Origin of the sequence: Paraburkholderia sp., from assembly GCF_047605525.1 — a bacterium.
Lineage (GTDB): Bacteria > Pseudomonadota > Gammaproteobacteria > Burkholderiales > Burkholderiaceae > Paraburkholderia.
In genome coordinates this window covers 281,449-301,451 of sequence record NZ_JASGFN010000008.1, presented here as the reverse complement: position 1 = coordinate 301,451, position 20,003 = coordinate 281,449, and the positions used below count along the sequence as shown (strand labels likewise).

The 20,003-nt window shown below is 67.1% G+C and carries 22 protein-coding genes; 15 read left to right on the top strand and 7 right to left on the bottom strand.

Going from position 1 to position 20,003, the window contains the following annotated elements; translation table 11 throughout:
- Positions 1-334: hypothetical protein (locus QM685_RS14475; protein WP_415117009.1), on the top strand; the 334-nt coding region annotated here is incomplete at its 5' end.
- Here QM685_RS14475 and QM685_RS14470 read toward each other — a convergent pair.
- From QM685_RS14470 to QM685_RS14450, 5 genes are all read right to left on the bottom strand, one after another.
- The gene (locus tag QM685_RS14470; protein ID WP_415117007.1) at positions 331-1,131 is read right to left on the bottom strand and encodes an ABC transporter permease; all 801 of its coding nucleotides are present in this window, start codon (positions 1,129-1,131) and stop codon (positions 331-333) included. The two genes, QM685_RS14475 and QM685_RS14470, sit on opposite strands and share 4 nt — an antisense overlap.
- Before the next feature lie 5 nt (positions 1,132-1,136).
- On the bottom strand, positions 1,137-2,045 hold the full coding sequence (locus QM685_RS14465) for an ABC transporter permease (RefSeq protein ID WP_415117004.1): 909 nt from the start codon (positions 2,043-2,045) through the stop codon (positions 1,137-1,139).
- A 1-nt stretch (position 2,046) separates the two neighbouring features.
- Positions 2,047-3,381 carry an NAD(P)/FAD-dependent oxidoreductase gene (locus QM685_RS14460; RefSeq protein WP_415117002.1) on the bottom strand — a complete coding sequence of 445 codons (1,335 nt, stop codon included), beginning with the start codon at positions 3,379-3,381 and terminating at the stop codon, positions 2,047-2,049.
- A gap of 2 nt (positions 3,382-3,383) precedes the next feature.
- A complete protein-coding gene (locus tag QM685_RS14455; protein WP_415117000.1) occupies positions 3,384-4,097 on the bottom strand; it encodes an HAD-IA family hydrolase in 714 nt (237 codons plus the stop codon).
- Positions 4,098-4,166: 69 nt separating this feature from the next.
- Positions 4,167-5,243, bottom strand: coding sequence for an ABC transporter ATP-binding protein (locus QM685_RS14450; RefSeq protein WP_415116998.1), 1,077 nt, complete (start codon positions 5,241-5,243; stop codon positions 4,167-4,169).
- Positions 5,244-5,344: 101 nt separating this feature from the next.
- Here QM685_RS14450 and QM685_RS14445 point away from each other — a divergent pair, with 101 nt between their 5' ends.
- The 14 genes from QM685_RS14445 to QM685_RS14380 all read left to right on the top strand — a co-directional run bounded on the left by QM685_RS14445 (position 5,345) and on the right by QM685_RS14380 (position 18,507).
- Positions 5,345-6,316, top strand: coding sequence for a LysR family transcriptional regulator (locus QM685_RS14445; RefSeq protein WP_415116996.1), 972 nt, complete (start codon positions 5,345-5,347; stop codon positions 6,314-6,316).
- A 322-nt stretch (positions 6,317-6,638) separates the two neighbouring features.
- Complete coding sequence (locus QM685_RS14440; RefSeq protein WP_415116994.1) at positions 6,639-8,417, top strand: PHA/PHB synthase family protein; 1,779 nt, start codon at positions 6,639-6,641, stop codon at positions 8,415-8,417.
- Positions 8,418-8,443: 26 nt separating this feature from the next.
- Positions 8,444-9,850, top strand: coding sequence for a bifunctional enoyl-CoA hydratase/phosphate acetyltransferase (locus QM685_RS14435; RefSeq protein ID WP_415116992.1), 1,407 nt, complete (start codon positions 8,444-8,446; stop codon positions 9,848-9,850).
- Positions 9,847-11,040, top strand: a complete 1,194-nt coding sequence (locus QM685_RS14430) for an acetate/propionate family kinase (protein ID WP_415116990.1) — start codon at positions 9,847-9,849, stop codon at positions 11,038-11,040. The genes QM685_RS14435 and QM685_RS14430 overlap by 4 nt, the downstream gene beginning before the upstream one ends.
- An 8-nt stretch (positions 11,041-11,048) precedes the next feature.
- A complete protein-coding gene (gene fabI / locus QM685_RS14425; RefSeq protein WP_415117025.1) occupies positions 11,049-11,810 on the top strand; it encodes an enoyl-ACP reductase FabI in 762 nt (253 codons plus the stop codon).
- A 2-nt stretch (positions 11,811-11,812) separates the two neighbouring features.
- Positions 11,813-13,324: a F0F1 ATP synthase subunit beta gene (gene atpD / locus QM685_RS14420; RefSeq protein ID WP_415116988.1), complete on the top strand. Its 1,512-nt coding sequence runs from the start codon at positions 11,813-11,815 to the stop codon at positions 13,322-13,324.
- Positions 13,321-13,779, top strand: coding sequence for a F0F1 ATP synthase subunit epsilon (locus QM685_RS14415; RefSeq protein WP_415116986.1), 459 nt, complete (start codon positions 13,321-13,323; stop codon positions 13,777-13,779). Before atpD ends, QM685_RS14415 begins: the two co-directional genes overlap by 4 nt.
- On the top strand, positions 13,776-14,120 hold the full coding sequence (locus QM685_RS14410) for an AtpZ/AtpI family protein (protein ID WP_415116984.1): 345 nt from the start codon (positions 13,776-13,778) through the stop codon (positions 14,118-14,120). The genes QM685_RS14415 and QM685_RS14410 overlap by 4 nt, the downstream gene beginning before the upstream one ends.
- A 2-nt stretch (positions 14,121-14,122) precedes the next feature.
- Complete coding sequence (locus tag QM685_RS14405) at positions 14,123-14,401, top strand: ATP synthase subunit I (RefSeq protein ID WP_415116982.1); 279 nt, start codon at positions 14,123-14,125, stop codon at positions 14,399-14,401.
- A complete protein-coding gene (locus tag QM685_RS14400) occupies positions 14,398-15,093 on the top strand; it encodes a F0F1 ATP synthase subunit A (protein ID WP_415116980.1) in 696 nt (231 codons plus the stop codon). Before QM685_RS14405 ends, QM685_RS14400 begins: the two co-directional genes overlap by 4 nt.
- A complete protein-coding gene (locus QM685_RS14395) occupies positions 15,090-15,338 on the top strand; it encodes a F0F1 ATP synthase subunit C (RefSeq protein ID WP_415116978.1) in 249 nt (82 codons plus the stop codon). The genes QM685_RS14400 and QM685_RS14395 overlap by 4 nt, the downstream gene beginning before the upstream one ends.
- Before the next feature lie 13 nt (positions 15,339-15,351).
- Positions 15,352-16,101: a F0F1 ATP synthase subunit delta gene (locus QM685_RS14390; protein WP_415116976.1), complete on the top strand. Its 750-nt coding sequence runs from the start codon at positions 15,352-15,354 to the stop codon at positions 16,099-16,101.
- Positions 16,082-17,626 (top strand): F0F1 ATP synthase subunit alpha, encoded by a 1,545-nt coding sequence (locus tag QM685_RS14385; protein ID WP_415116974.1) that lies wholly within the window; start codon positions 16,082-16,084, stop codon positions 17,624-17,626. The genes QM685_RS14390 and QM685_RS14385 overlap by 20 nt, the downstream gene beginning before the upstream one ends.
- The gene (locus QM685_RS14380; RefSeq protein ID WP_415116972.1) at positions 17,623-18,507 is read left to right on the top strand and encodes a F0F1 ATP synthase subunit gamma; all 885 of its coding nucleotides are present in this window, start codon (positions 17,623-17,625) and stop codon (positions 18,505-18,507) included. Before QM685_RS14385 ends, QM685_RS14380 begins: the two co-directional genes overlap by 4 nt.
- 47 nt (positions 18,508-18,554) lie before the next feature.
- Here QM685_RS14380 and QM685_RS14375 read toward each other — a convergent pair whose 3' ends face one another.
- Positions 18,555-18,830 (bottom strand): DUF1488 domain-containing protein, encoded by a 276-nt coding sequence (locus tag QM685_RS14375; protein ID WP_415116970.1) that lies wholly within the window; start codon positions 18,828-18,830, stop codon positions 18,555-18,557.
- A gap of 203 nt (positions 18,831-19,033) precedes the next feature.
- Positions 19,034-19,672: a hypothetical protein gene (locus QM685_RS14370; RefSeq protein ID WP_415116968.1), complete on the bottom strand. Its 639-nt coding sequence runs from the start codon at positions 19,670-19,672 to the stop codon at positions 19,034-19,036.
- Between the last annotated feature and the right edge of the window lie 331 nt (positions 19,673-20,003).

The window sequence follows — 20,003 nt, the reverse complement described above, 5'->3', positions numbered from 1 at the left end:
CTCAAACCCCGTTTACACGGGATCCAAATTCAACAGCCTGCTAGGGCCTGTTCACGCTAATAACGGGCTTGCGAACATGCCTTTGCGCTCGCAGTGCAAGGAGGGAGGAGCGCCGTTTGGCCTCGCCAAACAAGCAACGAGCGACGCAGCAATGTGGGCGCAAAGGCATGTTCCCCTGACTAAAAAAATAATGGATCGCGGGCTGGCCGCCAGAAGGGCCGATCGCCGCGTCATGCTCCTCGCGAATACGTCGGGTATTCGCTTCGTCGCAATCCTTGCGCTCGGCCCTTCTGGCGACCAGCGCAAGCCCGTTATTAGCGTGAACAGGCCCTAGCCCCGCGCCTGCGCGGATGAACGGCGGCTCACGGCGACGATCATCACGAGACACAGCGTGATGGCCGTGAGCATCGTGCTGATGGCGGCGATGGTCGGATCGATCTCGTCGCGCAACGTGACGAACATCCGGCGCGTGAGCGTCTGATTGTCGCCGCCCGAAATGAACAGTGCGACGACGGTCTCGTCCAGCGCCTGAATGAACACGAACACCGCCCCCGAAATCACGCTCGACCTGATCTGCGGCAGCGTCACCGTCATGAATGCGCGGAAGCGATTCATGCCGAGGCTGCGCGCGACCATCTCCTGGGTGCGGTCGAAAGTGCGCAGGTCCGCGCCGACCGAAATCAGCACGTACGGCAGGCCGAGCATCGTATCGGCCGCGATCAGACCGCTCAGCGTATTCACATAACCCGCCTGCGTGTACACGAAGAAGACGCCCACCGCGACGATGATGATCGGCACCATCAGCGGCAGCATCAGCAGCGTGCGCAAATAGCGCAGCGACCAGTGCGAGCCGTTCTGGATGCCGTACGCGGCCATGATCCCGAGCGGCGTCGCGATCAGCGCGGCGCACGTCGAGGCGGCGAAGGTCGTCCTCGCCGCCTCGATCCACGCCGGGTTGTCGAAGAAAGCGCGATACCAGCGCAGCGAATAGCCCGGCGGCGGGAAGGTGAGAAAGCTCGCATCGGAAAACGACAGCGGCACGATGATGATCACCGGCGCCATCAGGAACACGAGAATCAGCACCACGGACGCACCCAGTGTCATGCGTCCCAACGGGAGTGGCCTTCTCATTTCCATCACTTCGCTCCCAGCGTCTTTTCGAGCGGGATCACCCGGCTCACCGCATAGAACACCGCGAACACGCAGACCAGCAGCACCACGCTCACCGAACTCGCCGCGCCCCAGCTATTGTAGATATCGACATTGCGGCTCACGATCATCGAAACCATCATCGACCTGCCGCCGCCCATCAGTTCAGGCGTAATGTAGAAGCCCAGGCACAGCACGAACACCAGTGTCGCGCCCGCGAGCACGCCGCTCATCGACAAAGGCAGGAACACGCGCAGAAACACGTGCAGCGGCGAGCCGCCGAGGCTCGCGCCCGCCTGCGAGAGATTCGCGGGAATCTTCTGCATGGCGGAATACAGCGGCAGCACCATGAACGGCAACAGGATATGCACCATCGCAATGACCGTGCCGAACTGGTTGTAAGAGAGCTGGAGCGGCCGCTCGATCAGCCCCATGCCGAGCAGCGCCTTGTTGATCAGGCCGGTCCGCTGCAACAGTACGAGCCATGCGTAGGTCCGCACGAGCACGCTGGTCCAGAACGGCAGGATCACCATGCCGAGCACGAGCGCGCTCCAGCGTGCCGGTATCGACGCGGCGAAATACGCTACCGGATAGCCGAGCAGCAGCGTCAGGCCGGTGACGATGATGCTCAGCCTGAACGTCAGCAGGAAGGTGGCGAGATAGGCCTCCGTGAACACGCGCCGATAGTTCGCGAGCGTGAAGCCGCCATCGTGATAGATCGACTGCCACGACAGCCACGCGAGCGGCATCACCAGCAACACCACGGCCACGAGGAGCGCCGGCGCCATCAACAGCAGCATCACCCGGTCTTCGCGCCGCCGATGTCGAACCGACGGGTCGTTCGTGACTGTATGCGCGATGGTCGAGTCTGGCAGGATCCGTTTGGCTGTCGTCATGTCATGCACCCACCGCGTCCAGAAGCTGATAGCACGCGGCGACGAGCCTCACGCCGGGCGCGCGCAGCGAATGGAAAGGCACGGGCCGCAACCCGTCCTGCGCGAGCATCGCCAGTTCGGGCTTTTCGCCGAGCGCGAGCGCCGCCGCGTGCTGGCCGATCAGACTTGCCATGGCCACACCCGCGCCGTTGTAGCCGACGCAGAAGGTGGTCGCGGCGTCGCTGCGGCCGACGTGCGGCAACGCGTTGAAAGTCATGCCGACATAACCCGACCAGCGATATTCCACCGGCACGTCCTTCAGGTCCGGAAACAGCGCGACCATTGCGCGTTGCAGCGCATCGAAGCCGCTCGCGTCGCCTTCCTTGCCGAACGCGTCGCGGCCGCCGAACAGCATGCGGCCATCCACTTTGCGGAACCACTTCATCATGCGGCGCGTTTCCGTGTAGCTGCGGCGGTTCACCATCAGGCGCGCGTCGAGTTCGGCAGGCAGCGGCGCCGTCGCGATCATCGCGCTGCGAAACGGCACGAGTTCGCGGTGAAACTGCGCGGTGGCCTCGGTGAGATTGGAATACGCATTGGTCGCGACGATCACCTGCTGCGCGCGCACCGTACCGCCGGGCGCGCGCAGCAGGACACCGCCGGCGCGGTTGCGCGCCATGTCGACGACCGGAGTCGATTCGAAGATCGGCACCCCGCGCGCGGTCAACCCCGCCGCGATACCGCGGACGTATTCGAGCGGCAGAATCGTCCCGGCATCCGCGCTGAGCACGCCGCCGACGAAGCCCTTCGAGCCCGTTTCGTGCTCGATCTGCGCGCGCGACTGCACGGTCATCGACGTATCGTCGAGTGTCGTGCGCAGCCACTCGGCTTCGGCCACGCTCGCGGCCAGCGCGCGTTCCGTATGCGCGCAACGCAGGCTGCCCGTGCGCTCGAAGCGCGCGCGTTCGAGCCGGAACTCGTCGATCAGCGTTTCGACCGCGCGCACGCCGTCATGCGCGAGCCGATGCATGCGCCGCGCGGTATCGAGCCCGTGGCTGTCCGCAATCGACGGAAACGACAGGCGGAACTTCGACGACACCACGCCGCCATTGCGCCCGCTCGCGCCCCAGCCGATAGTGTTCGCATCCAGCACCGCGCAGCCGACGCCGCGCTTTTGCAGCGCATAGGCAGCGGCGAGGCCCGAATAACCCGCGCCGATGATCGCCACCTCCACGTCGAGGTCGCCGGCGAGCGGCGCGGCCGCGGCCACCGGCGCGTCCAGCGTCGGCGCGCGCGCGGCCATCGCTCGCCAGAGCGAGTCCGCTTGCGCGAGGGGCCGTGCGGTCGGGGCGCGCATCGTCAGGCGGCGGCGCGCAGCTCGGCGTCGACGGCATCCGCGAGGCCGGCAAGCGTCGCGAATCTGAAGGTCGGCGTCGTGACGGCTTCCGGCACCGGCGTGGCGCCGAAGCCGTGCATGCCCTGACGCCGCTCGATCCAGCACGTCGCGTAACCGAGCTTCGTCGCGATGCCGATGTCGTGGTACTGGCTCTGCGCGGTATGCAGAATGTCGCTGAATTTGTAGCCGAACGCCGCCTGGCGGCCGCGGTTGTACGCGAAAAATTGCGGGTCGGGCTTGGCGACGCCGGTTTCGTCGCAGCACACGGTATCGTCGAACGGGTCGCCCAGCGTATGGGCATAGGCCGACAGCGCGACGCGGTCCGCGTTGGTCATCGCGACGAGGCGGAAATGCTTGCGCAGGCGCCGGAGCGCGGCAACCGAGTCCTCGAACGCGGGCCAGTCCAGCACGTCGCGCTGGAACGCGGCGGCGGATTGCGCATCGTCGGGCAGCCCGAGCCCCCTGGCCAGATGCAGATACACATTCGCCATTTCATGGCTCGATCGACCCGGAAACTTCGCGCGGCCTTGCATGTACGGCTCGAAGATCTGGCTGTCGGTCAGCTCCCGCGCCTTCGCTCCGCCCAGGCGGCGCACGGAATCGAGCACGCCCTTTTCGAAGTTGATCAGCGTACCGACGACATCGAACGTCAGGACCTTGAAATCGGTGAGATTCATTGCTTCATCCTTTGCGGGTTGCGTATCTGCGTTTGAGTCGGAAGCGCCCGTGCACGGGCGGCGAAAAAGTCATGCGGGTACGACGATGGTGTCCTGCGGATCGAGCGCGACGGTCATCGACTCGCCCGGCTCCGGAATGCGGCGGCGCGCGTCGTGACCGCCGGGTTGTCTGAGGCTGATCGCGGTGCCGTCGGCAAGCGCTGCGAACACGCGCAGGCTTTCACCCTGATAGATCACTTCCGTGACGCGGCACGACAGACGGTTCGCATTTTCATGGCGATGATCGGCGTCGATCACGAGCTTCTCGGTGTGCACCGCGAGCAGCAGCTTGCCGGCGCGCGGAACCGGATGGGCGGTGCGCAGCACGGTATCGCCGAGCCGCACCGCGTCGGCGGCGGCGCGGCTGACGTCCAGCAGCGTCGCCTCGCCGATGAAGCTCGCGACGAACGCATTGCACGGGCGGTCATACAGGCGCTCGGGGGTGTCGATCTGAACGAGCCTGCCGTCCTTCAGCACGGCGACGCGGTCGCTCATCGTGAGCGCCTCGCGCTGATCGTGGGTCACGTTGATGATCGTCGCGCCCAGTTGCCGGTGCAGCCTGCGCAGTTCGATCTGCATGGCTTCGCGCAACTGCTTGTCGAGCGCGGAGAGCGGTTCGTCCATCAGAATGAGTTGCGGCTGGAACACGATCGCGCGCGCGAGCGCCACGCGCTGCTTCTGTCCGCCCGACAGTTGATGGATGCCGCGGCTTTCGTAGCCCTTGAGTTCCACCATCGCGAGCGCGTCGGCCACGCGTTGCGGCCACGTCGATTTGGGTTCCCGCCGCGCGCGCAATGAGAACGCGACGTTCGCGCCCACCGTCATGTGCGGAAAAAGCGCGTAGTTCTGGAACACGATGCCGATGTTGCGCTTGTGGGGCGGCGCAAATGTAATGTCACGCTCGCCGACCCAGACGCTGCCCGAACTCGGCGCGACGAAGCCGCCGAGAATGCCCAGCAGCGTTGTCTTGCCCGAACCCGACGGCCCCAGCAGCGACACGAACTCGCCCGGCGCGATGTCGAGCGAAACCTCGTCCAGCGCGATGACCGGGCCATACCGCTTGCTGGCGGCCCGGATTGACACGCCGGTTTTAACGCGTGCGTCCATGTCGATGATCCCGAAGTCAAAACAGACGTTGGGAAAAAATATAAGGCGCGGCATTTTTGACAGCAATTCCAAAATTGTTGGATCACGCATAACATCAGGTCATGCCAAACCTTCGCAGGAAGCTGCCGAGCGCCAATGCGCTGTTCGTGTTCGAGGCCGCCGCGCGCTGCGGAAACTTCACGCGCGCGGCGCAGGAGCTGTATGTCAGTCAGCCCGCGGTAAGCCGCATGCTCGCCCGCATGGAAGACCATCTCGGCGTCCGTCTGTTCGAGCGCGTGCGCGGCGGCATCGAGCTGACCGAGAACGGCAGGATTCTTTACCAGAAGATTTCCGAAGGCTTCAGCGGCATAGAGAGCGCGATACGCGAAATCGAAGCGCGCGCGACGGGCGTCGAAACGGTCACGTTATCGGTATCCACCGCGTTCACCACGCACTGGCTCATGCCACGCATGAGCCGGCTGCATCGGGCCTTTCCCTCCGTCGATTTACGCTTCCAGCTGATCTCCGGGCGTATCGGCGGGCCGCTCGTCGACGTCGATCTCGGCATGCGCTTTCTGCATGACGACGATATCGACGAGAACGCCGTGCTCGTCATGCCCGAAGCGCTGCTGCCGCTGTGCAATCAGCGCTACCACGAGATCGCTCGCAGCGACGCGGGCCGCGCGCAGGGCGATACCGTCATCGTGATGGACGACGAGGAGCGAGGCTGGCACGAGCGGTTTCATGCATTCACGTCGAAAGCGCGGCATGTGCAAGGCATGCTGAGCTTCAGCGATTACGCAATCGTCGTACAAGCCGCGCTGCTCGGCCAGGGTATCGCGCTCGGCTGGCTGAACGTCACGTCACACTGGCTTGCGCAAGGCGCGCTGGTGCCGGCCGAACAGGAGTTGATCGTGACGAGCCGGCGCTGTTGTCTGCTCACGCCGCCGAACCGGCCGATCCGGCCGATCGTCGCCGATGTGCGCGACTGGCTGATCGAAGAAGCGCGCAGCGACATGAAGATCGTCGGACAGAAATATCCGGAGCTTGGTCTGCATGACGCGTTCAGGCGGACCGGGCTCGTGCTTTCGTGAGCTTCATCGTGAGCTTCATCGTGAGCTTCATGGCGTGTCCCGTTCGTGGCGCGCCGTCGATCGGCGGGACCCGGCGTGGCCGGCGAAACCTGTGTGCCGGGATTGATCCAGATCAACAGTACACAGTTATGCAACCGCTACAGTCTTCCCGTGCAACGTTTGCTGCTCCGCACAACGGGCTCCGGAAGAGAGCCCATCCGGTGTGATTTTTCACGTAGTGAACAGCCGCAGTTAACCGCTTTCGCCGGCGGCCCGTTCACCGCGTCTCATCACAGCCGGGCCGCGGCACGCTGCCGTGCCACCCTACGCCGAGGAAATCCAGATGGACACCCGCTCGAGGCCCGCTTGCGCCGCCCTTCAAGGCGCGCCCGATATACCGCCCGTTCCCGCATCCAGCGAGCCGTTCCGCGCGCTCGATCACGCAAAGGAAGCGTTCATCGCGCGCCTGAGCGGCGGTCTGTCGCCGGCAGCGCTCGCTCTCGCGTGGGCGGACTGGCTGATCCATCTCGCGGTCGCGCCCGGCAAACAGCTGGAACTCGCCGCGCTCGGCGTTCAGGACGCGAGACGTATCGCCGCCTACCTCGCCCAGGCATCGAGCGGCGACTACGCGGCGCCGCTCGCCGAAGCATCGCCCGCGGACGAGCGCTTTCGCGCCGACGTATGGCAGACCGAGCCATACCGCTTCTGGCAGCAGGCGTTCCTGTTGACCGAGCAATGGTGGAACGCGGCGACCCGCGGCGTGCCCGGCGCCACGCGTCATCACGAGGACGTGGTGTCGTTCGCCGCGCGCCAGTGGCTCGATGTCGTCGCGCCGACCAACTTCCCGTTCAGCAATCCGGAAGTCCTGCAGCGTGCCGCGGCGACGCTCGGCCTGAGCGTCGCCCAGGGCATCGCCAATGCGCTGGAGGATGTCCGGCGTCAGGCGACCGGGCAACCGCCGGCCGGACTCGACCGGTTCAAGGTCGGCGGCAATCTCGCGGTGACGCCCGGCAAGGTGGTGTTTCGCAACCACCTGATCGAGCTGATTCAATACAGTCCGGCTACCGCCACGGTGGTGGCCGAGCCGGTGCTGATCGTCCCGGCCTGGATCATGAAGTACTACATCCTCGATCTGTCGCCGCACAACTCGCTGATCCGCTACCTGGTCGAACAGGGCTACACGGTGTTCTGCATCTCGTGGCGCAACGTGGGCGCGGAAGACCGCGATATCAGCCTCGACGACTACCGGCGGCTCGGCGTGATGGCCGCCCTGGACACCATCTCGACGATCCTGCCGGAGCGCCGGATCCACGCGACCGGCTACTGCCTCGGCGGCACGCTGCTGTCGATCGCCGCCGCCGCGATGGCCGGCGTCGGCGACGACCGGCTGGCTTCGGTTTCGCTGTTCGCCGCGCAAACGGATTTCAGCGAACCCGGTGAACTGCAATTCTTCATCGACGACAGCGAAGTCTATTTCCTCGAAAGCATGATGTGGTCGCAGGGCTATCTCGCGGCCAATCAGATGGCCGGCGCCTTCCAGTTGCTGCAATCGAACGATCTGATCTGGTCGCGCGTCGTGCACGACTACCTGCTCGGCGAGCGCGCGCCGATGATCGACCTGATGGCATGGAACGCGGATGCCACGCGCATGCCGTACCGGATGCATTCGGAGTATCTGCGGCGCCTGTTTCTCGACAACGATCTGGCCTGCGGCCGGTATCAGGTCGACGCGCGGCCGGTGTCGATCCGCAATATTCGCGTGCCGCTGTTCGTGGTCGGCACGGAACGCGATCACATCGCGCCGTGGCATTCGGTGTTCAAGATTCACAACCTGTCGGACACCGACATCACCTTCGTGCTGACGAGCGGCGGCCACAATGCCGGCATCGTCAGCGAGCCGGGCCACCCGCACCGGCACTTCAGGTTGAAGCACACGGCAATGGACGATCTGCGCATCGGCCCCGATGCATGGATGGCCACCGCGACGCCGCAAGAGGGTTCGTGGTGGCCCGCGTGGACCGAGTGGCTTGCCGCCCATTCGGCTCCCGAACGCGTCGCGCCGCCCATCATCGAGGCCGACGGCGGAGTCGACGCGCCCGGCACCTACGTCCTCCAGGCCTAGCGTCCGCTCACATATAAAACCACGCCATGAACGACAACACGCTGCTACGCAACCGGACCTTCGACGAACTCGCGATCGGCGAGTCGGCCTCGCTCGTGCGCATCGCCGGCCAGAACGACATCGATCTGTTCGCCGCGATGTCGGGCGACGTCAACCCGGCGCATATGGACACGGCCTTCGCGTCGACCGATCTGTTCGGCCATGTGGTGGTGCACGGCATGTGGACCGGCGCGCTGGTCTCCGCGCTGCTCGGCACCCGGCTGCCCGGACCCGGCACCATCTATCTCGATCAGACGTTGCAGTTCCGTCATCCGGTCACGCCCGGCGACACCATCACCGCCACCGTGACGGTCAAGGAAAAGCGCGCCGACAAGCGCATCGTGCTGCTCGACACGCGCTGCACCAACCAGAAGGGCGAGGTCGTGCTGCTCGGCATCGCCACCGTGATCGCGCCCGCCACGCCGATCGCGTGGGCCGCCATGCCGCGCCCCGAGGCCGCCGTGCGCCGCCATGACCGGTACGAGGCGTTCATCCGCGAGGCGCGCGCGCGGCCGGCATTGCGCACCGCAATCGTTCATCCGTGCTCGCCCGAGTCGATCCGCGCGGCGCTCGAGGCCCGCGACGAGGGACTGCTCGACCTGCTTCTGATCGGACCGGAACACAAGATCCGGAGCGCCGCCGACGCCGCCCAGCTCAGTCTCGACGGCGTGGACATCGAGTCCGTCGAGCATAGTCACGCGGCGGCCGCGCGCGCGGTCGAACTGGGCGCGGCGGGCAAGGTCGCCGCGTTGATGAAAGGCAGCCTGCACAGCGACGAACTGCTCTCCGCCCTCGTCGCGGCGGGGTCGGGGCTGCGCACCGAGCGCAGGATCAGCCACGTGTACGCGATGGACGTGCCGGCCTACGCGAAACCCCTGGTGGTCACCGATGCCGCGGTCAATATCGCGCCGACGCTCGAACAGAAGCGCGATATCTGCCAGAACGCAATCGACCTGCTGCACCTGCTCGGCGTCGACGTGCCGCGGATCGCCGTCCTCGCGGCGGAGGAAACGGTCAACCCGCGCATGCCGACCACGCTCGACGCGGCCGCGCTCACGGTGATGGCCGCGCGCGGGCAGATCACGGGTGCGCTGGTGGACGGCCCGCTCGCTTTCGACAACGCGATCAGCACGGCGGCGGCCCATACCAAGGGCATCGCTTCGCCGGTCGCGGGCGAGGCCGACATTCTGCTGGTGCCCGACCTGGAAGCCGGCAACATGCTGGCCAAACAACTGGTGTACTTCGCCGGCGCCGACGCGGCGGGCATCGTGCTCGGCGCACGCCTGCCGATCATTCTGACGAGCCGCGCCGACAGCCTGCGGGTGCGCCTCGCTTCCGCGGCGCTGGCCAAACTCGCAGCCGAACGGGCCCACGGAGGACAGATCCCATCATGAACGCGCCGCTTCTGCTCACCTTCAATCCCGGCTCGTCGACGATCAAGATCGGCCTGTTTCGCGTCGCGTCCGGCGCGGCCACGCGAATCGGCCAGGGCACGATCGACTTCCGGGCGCAGCCATTGCGTCTGCATCTCACGAACGACGGCGAGACGGTCGAGATTGCGCTGAACTCGCGCGTCACGGAAGATCTGCACGACGTCCTCGACGAAACGCTTGGCTGGTTCGCCACGCACTTCCCGCTCGACGATCTGATGACGGTCGGCCATCGCGTCGTGCATGGCGGCGACCGTTTCGCCGGACCCGTCGCGATCGACGACGACACGCTCGCGGCAATCGCCGCGCTCGTGCCGCTCGCGCCGTTGCATCAGCCGCAAAGCCTGCGGCTGATTCGCGCGATCCGGCATCTGCGGCCGCAACTGGTTCAGTCGGCTTCCTTCGATACGGCGTTTCACCGTACCCAGACCGATCTCGTGCGCCGTTTCGCGATTCCGCGCGCGCTTTTCGACCAGGGCATCAAGCGCTACGGTTTTCATGGCCTGTCGTATCAGTTCGTCATCGGCCAGCTCGCGCGGCAGTTTCCGCGGCTCGCGCAGGGCAAGGTGGTCGCGGCGCATCTGGGCAGCGGCGCGAGTCTCGCCGCGTTCGACGGCGGCAGGAGTTGCGACACCAGCATGGGCTTCTCGACGCTCGACGGCATTCCGATGTCGACGCGCTGCGGCGCGCTCGACGCCGGCGTCGTGCTGCATCTGCTCGAACAGCAGCGCATGAGCGCCGGCGCAATCGAGGACATGCTGTACACCCAATCCGGCCTGCTCGGCGTGTCGGGCATCAGCGCGGACAGCCGCGAACTGCAGGCCAGCCACCGGCCGGAAGCCCGCGAGGCGCTGGAGCTGTTCGCCTTTCGCATCGCGGGCGAAGCGGCGCGGCTTGCCACCACGGTCGGCGGGCTGGACAGCCTCGTGTTCACCGCGGGCATCGGCGAGCATCAAGCGGAGGTACGCAGCGCCGTATGCGAGCGGCTTGCGTGGCTCGGCGTCGAACTCGATCGCCAGTCGAACTGCGGCAACGCCCGCGTGATCAGCAGCGCGCGCAGTCAGGTGACGGTGCTCGTGCTGCCGACCGACGAAGAGCAGATCATCGCCGACGAAGCCGTGACCATCCATCACCGTGAGGAGTCCACCTCGTGAATCCGCTCATCGATCTGTCGGGCAAGCGCGGCCTCGTGGTCGGCATCGCCAACGAACACAGCATTGCGAGCGGCTGCGCAGAAATGTTTCGGGCCGCGGGAGCGGAGCTTGCCGTCACGTATCTGAACGACAAGGCCGAGCCGTATGTCCGGCCGATCGCCGAAGCATTTCAGGCGCGGCTGGTTCTGCCGTGCGACGTCAGCGTGCCGGGCCAGCTCGAAGCCGTGTTCGAGCGGCTCACGAAGGAGTGGGGACGGCTCGACTTCCTGCTCCATTCGATTGCCTTCGCGCCCGCCGACGCGCTGCACGCGAGCCTGATCGACTGCCCGGCCGAAGGTTTCGCGCTCGCCATGGCGGTGTCGTGCCATTCGTTCATTCGCATGGCGAAGCTCGCCGTGCCGTTGATGGCCGACGGCGGCAGTCTGATGACCGTGAGCTTTTATGGCGCCGAGCGCGCGGTCGATCACTACAACGTGATGGGACCGGTGAAGGCGGCGCTCGAATCGAGCGTGCGCTATCTGGCCGCCGATCTGGCCGCGCGCCGCGTCCATGTGCATGCGATTTCCGCCGGCGCGGTGAAGACCCGCGCGGCGTCCGGCATCGACCATTTCGACGCGCTGCTCGACGACGTGCGCGCGCATACGCCGGCCCGGCATCTCGTCACCATCGAGGAAATCGGGCGCATCGCCGCGGTACTCGCAAGTGACGCCGGCATGACGCTGACCGGCTCGACGATCTACGCGGACGCCGGTTTCCATATCACCGCATGACCATGGCCGAAGAACCTCTCGACGGCCGGCCCGCGGCGCCGGCAAACGATCACCCGGCCGGGCCGACGCGCGACGCGCCGGTGCATGGTCGTGTGATCGCGGTGCGCGGCGCGGTCGTCGACGTCGCTTTCGACGCGGTGGCGCTGCCCCCGATCGAAGAATCGCTGTCGATCGTCACGGATCAGGGAGCGCCGATCATTGCCGAAGTGCAGGCCCACCTGGATGAATCCACGGTACGCGCGCTCGCGTTGCAATCCACCAACGGCTTGCGGCGCGGTGCGCCGGTTCACGCCACCGGCGGTCCGATCCGGGTGCCGGTCGGCGAGGCGATGCTCGGCCGCCTGATCGACGTCACCGGCACACCGGGCGATCGCGGCGCGCCGTTGCCGGCCGACGTACCGTACCGGCCGATCCATCGCCCGCCGCCGCCGCTGTCGTCGCAGGGCGCCGCCACCGAAATCTTCGCGACCGGCATCAAGATCATCGATCTGCTCACGCCGCTCGCGCAGGGCGGCAAGGCCGCGATGTTCGGCGGCGCCGGCGTCGGCAAGACCGTACTGGTGATGGAACTGATCCATGCGATGGTCGAGCGCTATCAGGGCATCTCGGTGTTCGCGGGCGTCGGCGAACGCTCGCGGGAAGGCCATGAAATGCTGCTCGACATGCGCGGCTCGGGCGTCCTGCCGCGCACCGTGCTGGTGTACGGACAGATGAACGAGCCGCCGGGCGCGCGCTGGCGCGTCCCGCTCACCGCGCTCACCGTGGCCGAATACTTTCGCGACGAACGCCACCAGAATGTCCTGCTGCTGATGGACAACGTGTTCCGCTTCGTTCAGGCAGGCGCCGAGGTGTCCGGGCTGCTCGGGCGGCTGCCGTCGCGGGTCGGCTATCAGCCGACGCTGGCGAGCGAAGTCGCCGCGCTGCAGGAGCGCATCGTGTCGGTCGGCGACGTGTCGGTGACGGCCATCGAGGCGGTCTACGTGCCGGCCGACGACTTCACCGACCCCGCCGTGACCACCATCGCCGCGCACGTGGACAGCATGGTCGTGCTGTCCCGTTCGATGGCGGCCGAAGGCATGTATCCGGCAATCGATCCGATCGCGTCGTCGTCGGTGCTGCTCGATCCGCTCGTCGTCGGCGAAGACCATGCGGCCATCGCCATCGAAGTGCGGCGAACCATCGAACACTATCGTGAACTTCAGGACATCATTTCACTGCTGGGCGTGGAAGAACTCGGCGCCGACGACCGCCGTATCGTGGGTCGCGCGCGCCGGCTGCAGCGCTTTCTGACCCAGCCGTTCGCCGTCACCGAGGCGTTTACCGGCGTACCCGGCCGCTCCGTCGCGCTCACCGATACGCTCGCCGGCTGCAAGGCGATTCTGGCCGGCGAATGCGACACGTGGCAGGAAAGCTCGCTCTACATGGTCGGCACGCTCGACGAAGCACGCGCGCGGGAAGACGCGTCGCGCCCGGCCACCGCCCCACCGCCTGCCGCCACGAGCGCCGCGCGATGAACCACGCTCTTCATCTGACGATCGCCACGCCCGCCGCCGTGCTGGTCGACAGCGCCGAGGTCGTGGCGCTGCGCGCGGAAGACGCCAGCGGCAGCTTCGGCATTCTGCCCGGCCACGCGGATTACCTGACCGTGCTCGTGCCCTGCGTGGTCCGCTGGCATGGCGCCGATCACATCCCGCATTTCTGCGCGGTGGAAGCCGGCGTGCTGAGAGTCGCGCAGGGGCGCCGCGTCACGATCGCGTGCCGCGACGGCATGTGCGGCGATACGCTCGTCGCATTGCAGGCGCAGGTCGAGGCGGCGCGCGTGAAGCGGCTCGACGCGGCACGGCGCGCCCGTGTCGAACAGACCCGCCTGCACGCGCAGGCGGTTCGGCAATTGCTGCGGTATCTGCGCCCCGGCGCGCCGTCCGCCGCGCGCGACGACAACCCGCCGCGCGGCAAGGCGGCGTCATGAACCACGATGGGAACCAACGCCCCGACGGCGCGGCCGGCAAACCGTCCGAAACGCCCGACCCGTCGGCCGAGCGCGTCGCGCGCGCGGCCCGGCAAGCCGTGCAGCGGGAGCGCGACGCACACGACGAACCCGAGCCGTCGCTCGGCGCGCGCCTCGGCCAGATCGGCATTCTCGGCTGGACGATCGTGGTGCCGACGCTGTTGGCGCTCGCACTCGGCCATTGGCTGGATCGTTATTTCGGCACCGGCGTGTTCTTTTCCGCACCGCTGCTGATGATCGGCGCGGGCATCGGCCTGTGGTCCGCATGGAAGTGGATGCACCGGCAAACGAGGAGAAAATGAGCATGACATCCGATCCTGTCCTCGGCATCCAGATCGCCATCGGTCTGCTCGCCGGCGTACTCGCGGGACTGATTCACTTCGCGGGTCTGCACTGGAACGTGCGGCTGCTGACCGCCGGCCGGCCCGGCCGCGCGCTCGCGTTGCAACTCGCGCGGCTCGGCGCGCTGGCGGCGGTCTTCGTCGGACTGGCGCGGCTCGGCCCCTGGGCGCTGTTGTGCGGCGCCGCCGGGCTGCTGCTCGCGCGGCAGGTGGTGCTTCAACGGGTCAAGGCGCGGCCATGATGCATTCTCCGCTTGCCACCGAGCCGCTTTTTCATCTCGGCCCCGTTCCGGTGTCGGCGCCCGTGGTCACGACGTGGGTCATCATCGCGCTGCTGTGGGCAGCCGCGGCGCTGCTCACCCGGCGCCTCGCGCTGGTGCCGTCGAAAGTGCAGACGGTGCTGGAGTTGCTGGTGAACACGGTCGACGAGCAGATTCGCGACACGATGCAAGCCGAGCCGCGCGCCTACCGCTCGCTGGTCGGCACCCTCTTCCTCTTCATTCTGATCAGCAACTGGTCGTCGCTCGTGCCGGGTATCGAGCCGCCGACCGCGCACATCGAGACCGACGCCGCGCTCGCGCTGATCGTGTTCTGCGCGACGATCTTTTACGGCGTGCGCACCCGCGGCCTCGCCCGCTATCTCGCGACCTTCGCCGAGCCCACCTGGATCATGATTCCGCTGAACGTGGTCGAGCAGATCACGCGCACCTTTTCGCTGGTCGTGCGTCTGTTCGGCAACGTGATGAGCGGCGTGTTCGTGGTCGGCATCGTACTGTCGCTCGCCGGGCTGCTGGTGCCGATCCCGCTGATGGCGCTCGATCTGCTGACCGGCGCGGTGCAAGCCTACATCTTCACCGTGCTGGCGATGGTCTTTATCGGCGCGGCGCTCGCCGACGCTTCACCGCAATCCACGAATCAACAAGGCAAACCATGAACAATCTCATCCAGGTCGTCAGTATTCTTGCCGCGGCGATCGCCGTCTCGTTCGGCGCGATCGGGCCGGCACTCGGCGAAGGCCGCGCGGTCGCGGCCGCGATGGACGCGCTCGCGCGCCAGCCCGAATCGGCGGGGACCATCTCGCGCACGCTGTTCGTCGGGCTGGCGATGATCGAGACGATGGCCATTTATTGTCTCGTGATCGCGCTGCTGGTTCTGTTCGCCAATCCGTTCGTCAAGTAAGCACGAGACCGCCATGCATATCGACTGGTGGACGCTCGGGCTGCAAACCGTCAACGCGCTGGTCCTCATCTGGCTGCTTGCGCGGTTTCTGTTCCGGCCGGTCGCCCGAATGGTCGCCGAACGCCAGCAGGCCGCCGCCGCGCTGATGAACGACGCGACCGCGGCCAAAGCCGCCGCGGTCGACGCGCAGGCCCAGGCCGCAGCGGAAGTGGAACGGCTCGCGCAACAGCGCGGGCAGCTTCTCGAAGCCGCCACCGCGGAAGCCGCCGCGCTGAAGGCGTCGCTGGACAGCGCGGCGCACGCCGACGCCGCGCGCATCCGGGCCGCCGCCCAAACCGAAATCGATGCGATGCGCCGCGACGCCGCGCAGGCCGACGCCGCGCGGGCCTCGCTGCTGGCGCTCGACATCGCCGCCCGGCTGCTTGACCGCCTGCCGCCGCAAGCCAGGGTCGCGGGCTTCATCGACGGTCTCGCCGACGCGCTCGTCGAGTTGCCCGACACCACGCGGGCGCAACTGGACGCGGGCGGCGCCGGCCTGCGGCTGGTCGCCGCCCGCGCGTTGAGCGGCGACGAACTGGCCAGTTGCCGCGCGGCGCTGGCGCGGGTGCTCGGTCGCGACGTCGCGCTCGAGGCGGCGGTCGATCCGGCCGTGATCGCCGGCCTCGAACTCGAAGCACCTCATGCAATCGTGCGCAACAGCTTTCGCAACGATCTGGCGCACCTGAGAACGGAACTGCTCAGCCATGACACCGACCACGCCTGATCCGGCAGACGACTGGCTTGCGCGCAGCCGCGCGAGGCTGGCGCAAACCCGCTTCGCCGCGCATGCGCAAACCGTGGGACGCGTCGAGCACGTGGCCGACGGCATCGCCCTCGTGTCGGGTCTGCCCGACGTGCGGCTGAACGAGCTGCTGCGCTTCGACGACGGCCGGCTCGGTTTCGCGCTCGCGCTCGATGCCGATACGATCGCCGCGGTACTGCTCGACGACGGCGACGCGATCGCCGCCGGCTCGCGGGTTGCCGGCACCGGCCGGGTCGTCGAGGTGCCGGTCGGCCCCGGTCTGCTCGGCCGGGTCGTCGATCCGCTCGGCCGGCCGCTCGACCGCGACGAAGCGGTGCCGGCTGCCGCGCATATGCCTGTCGAAAGGCCGGCACCCGCGATCATCGAGCGCGATCTGGTCACGCAGCCGGTGGCGACGGGAATTCTGCTCATCGACGCGTTATTCGCGATCGGCCGCGGGCAACGCGAACTGATCATCGGCGACCGCGCCACCGGCAAGACCTCGATTGCGCTCGACACGATCGTCAACCAGAAAGATTCGGACATGATCTGCGTGTACGTGGCGGTCGGCCAGCGCGCGACCGCGGTACAACGCGCGATCGACGCGGTCCGTCAGCATGGCGCGCCCGAGCGGTGCGTGTTCGTCGTCTCGTCGGCGGCGGCCTCGCCCGGTCTGCAATGGATCGCGCCGTTTACCGGCATGACGATCGGCGAATACTTCCGCGACCGCGGACAGCACGCGCTCGTCGTGATCGACGATCTGACGCGGCACGCCGCCACGCACCGGGAATTGGCGCTGCTGACTCGCGAGCCGCCCGGCCGCGAAGCCTACCCCGGCGATATTTTCTATCTGCACGCGCGGCTGCTGGAACGGGCGGCCAGGCTGTCGGCCGAATTGGGCGGCGGCTCGCTGACCGCGCTGCCGATCGCGGAGACCGACGCCGGCAATCTGTCCGCGTATATCCCGACCAACCTGATCTCGATCACCGACGGCCAGATCGTGCTCGATTCCGGCCTGTTCGCGGCGAACCAGCGCCCCGCGGTGGATGTCGGCCTGAGCGTGAGCCGGGTCGGCGGCAAGGCGCAGACCGCCGCGCTGCGCGGCGTGTCGGGACGGCTGCGGCTCGACTATTCGCAGTTTCTCGAACTCGAAATGTTCACGCGCTTCGGCGGCCTCACCGATGCGCGGGTCAAGGCCCAGGTCACGCGCGGCGAGCGCATCCGCGCGCTGATTGCGCAGCCGCGCTTTACGCCGTTGCGTCCGATCGACGAGATCGCCCTGCTCGCCGCGCTCGACGACGGCGTTTTCGACGGCTTGCCCGTCGACTGCATCCCGTCCGTGCGCGCGCGGCTGGCCGCGCATCTGGATGCGCACGTCGACGCGGCGGCGGCGGCCGCGTTCACAGCGACAGGCACGCTCGACGCCGCCCTGCGCGCGACCGTCGTCGCGGCGGTGCGCGACCTCGCCACCCAGTTGACGACGCCCGGCGAGGCGGTGTCGCCGTGAGCAACAAGCTCAGCGACGTCGAAGCGCGCATCGCCAGCGTGCACGAACTGGAATCCGTGGTGAGCGCGATGCGCGGCATCGCGGCGGCGCGTTCACAGGAGGCGCGCAGCCGGCTCGACGGCATCCGTGCCTGCGCCGATATGATCGGCGCCGCGATCGGCGACGCGCTGATGCTCGACGAGCACGGCATGCAACCCGCTCCCGCCGACGCCGGACCCGGCGTGCACGTGGTCATCGTGATCTGCGCCGAACAGGGCTTCGTCGGCACCTTCAACGAACACCTGATCGAGGCCGCGGCGCACCTGCCGATCTGGGGCGCGCGGACCTGCTTCGTGATCGGCGGACGCGGCGCGGTGGTGGCCGGCACGCATGGACTCGCCGTCGACTGGTCCGCGCCCATGGTCGCCCACGCCGAAGAAGTCGCGGCGCTTGCCAGCCGGATTACCGAGGCCCTCTACGAACGTCTGGAAAGCGGCCGCGCGACCCGCGTGACGCTACTGCATGCGGTGCCGCAGTTGTCGACGGCCATCGACATCGTGCAGAAGTCGTTGTTGCCATTCGACTTCACGCGCTTTGCCGTTGCCGCACGCCGGCAGGCGCCGCTCGTCACGCTTGCGCCGCGGCGCCTGCTCGCGCAACTCGCCGAGGAGTATGTCTACGCGCAACTGTGCGAAGCGCTGATGCTGTCGTTCGCGGCGGAAAACGAGGCCCGCATGCGAGCCATGATTGCCGCGCGCACCAACGTTCACGACACGCTCGACCAGTTGACCGGCGACTTTCGCCGCCTGAGGCAGGAAGAGATCACCGCCGAAATCGTCGAGCTGTCCGCGGGCAGCCCGGCTGTCGACGCCGTGCGCCGCAAGCCGCGCGCGCCGTCCTGAGCGCGCGCCGCAATGGCATTGCCTGGAATGCGGCGGTTCGTGGTCGATCAATCGCAAAAGCGGAAGTAGCCGCTGTGCATCATGACCGGCTTCGCGCCCACTTCATTCAGCAGATTCCGCGCGGCTGCCTCGATCGGATAGCGGTGCATGTCGAACGCTTCGATCAGATCGTCTTCGCGCAGCGACCGCGCGCCGAAGTGATCTTCCAGCGCCTCCGCGGTAATGGCGCACTGCACGCGCGTGCCGTCGATCTCCGCCGGAAAAGCGATGACCAGATCACGCGCGCAGTATTCCGGACGTTCATGCGGGAAATGGATATTCATGACCGGTGCCTGTATGGGCGGGAACGCGTGGCTCGAAGGAAGCCGCCGGGCGGCCCAGGCCAATCGGGAGCACGCCGCCACGCGGGGCACTCCGATGTGATCAGAATAGGCCCGCTCGACAGGTTGCCGATGATGCGCCGGCCGTTTTGCTTGACCCAGATCAAGCGGGTGACGGGACCGCCGCCCGGTTCCGCGGGCTACACCTACAGGGGCTTGCGAAACTTGAGGATGAACCGGTCCGTCCGATACCGGATTCCTCGCGCGAAGATGCTCGCGGTGCGCGGATCGCCGCGATTGCGGAGCGCATCATGCTCTCCCGCGTATTCGAATCCGGCGGCTTCGACCTCGCGCCGCGCGACGGCGGGATCGATACGATGCAATGTCGCGGGCACCTCGGGACGAGCATCCGGCAATGCCACGTGATCGACGATGATGTAGCGGCCGCCCGGTCTCAATGCGCGAAAGATTGCGTCGTTAAACGAACGGATATCGACGGGGCCCATGAGCGGCGCATGCAGATCGTGATAGTTCTGCCCCACGAAAAACACGTCGATGTCGGCCGGCGGTGCACCGGCCACCCCGGCGCCGCCGTCGAGCAGCGCGACGTTGCGTCTGTCGAGCGCGATCCGTTCCACTTCCTGTCGCCCGGCGTCGATGCGCCCGATTTTATTCAGCCCGGCCGGAATCGCGGCGAACACGCATCCGTGGTCCCCGACCATCGATGCGAACAATCGCGTGAAATAGCCTCGAAACGGCAAAAAGTCCACGACGCGGTCACCCGGCGCGATGTCGATAAAGCCGAGCACGTCCGCGGTGCGATCACGCACATCGCGCGCGGTCACGACGTGGCCGCGATCTATCGCTCAGTGCCGCCTCGATTCGCGTATCGACCGGATTGCTCATCGTCATGCACTCGCTGGACATTCATTCGGCAGACGCCTGCAACGCGAATCCGCTCTGGAATGCGATGCGCGATTGTCGCACGGATGCGATGGCCCGCGACGCAGCCGCCGCGCTCCTCGCGCTCATCGTTCACCCCGCGTTAGCGGAGATGCATACGCAATCGGAAGTCGCCCGAGGTTCGGCAATCTTCAGGAAATCTCCAGCGCGGTATCAGAATTGCCGGTTTCAGTCGTACTGAGTAGCAGTATTAGAATTCGTGATACTGTCAGC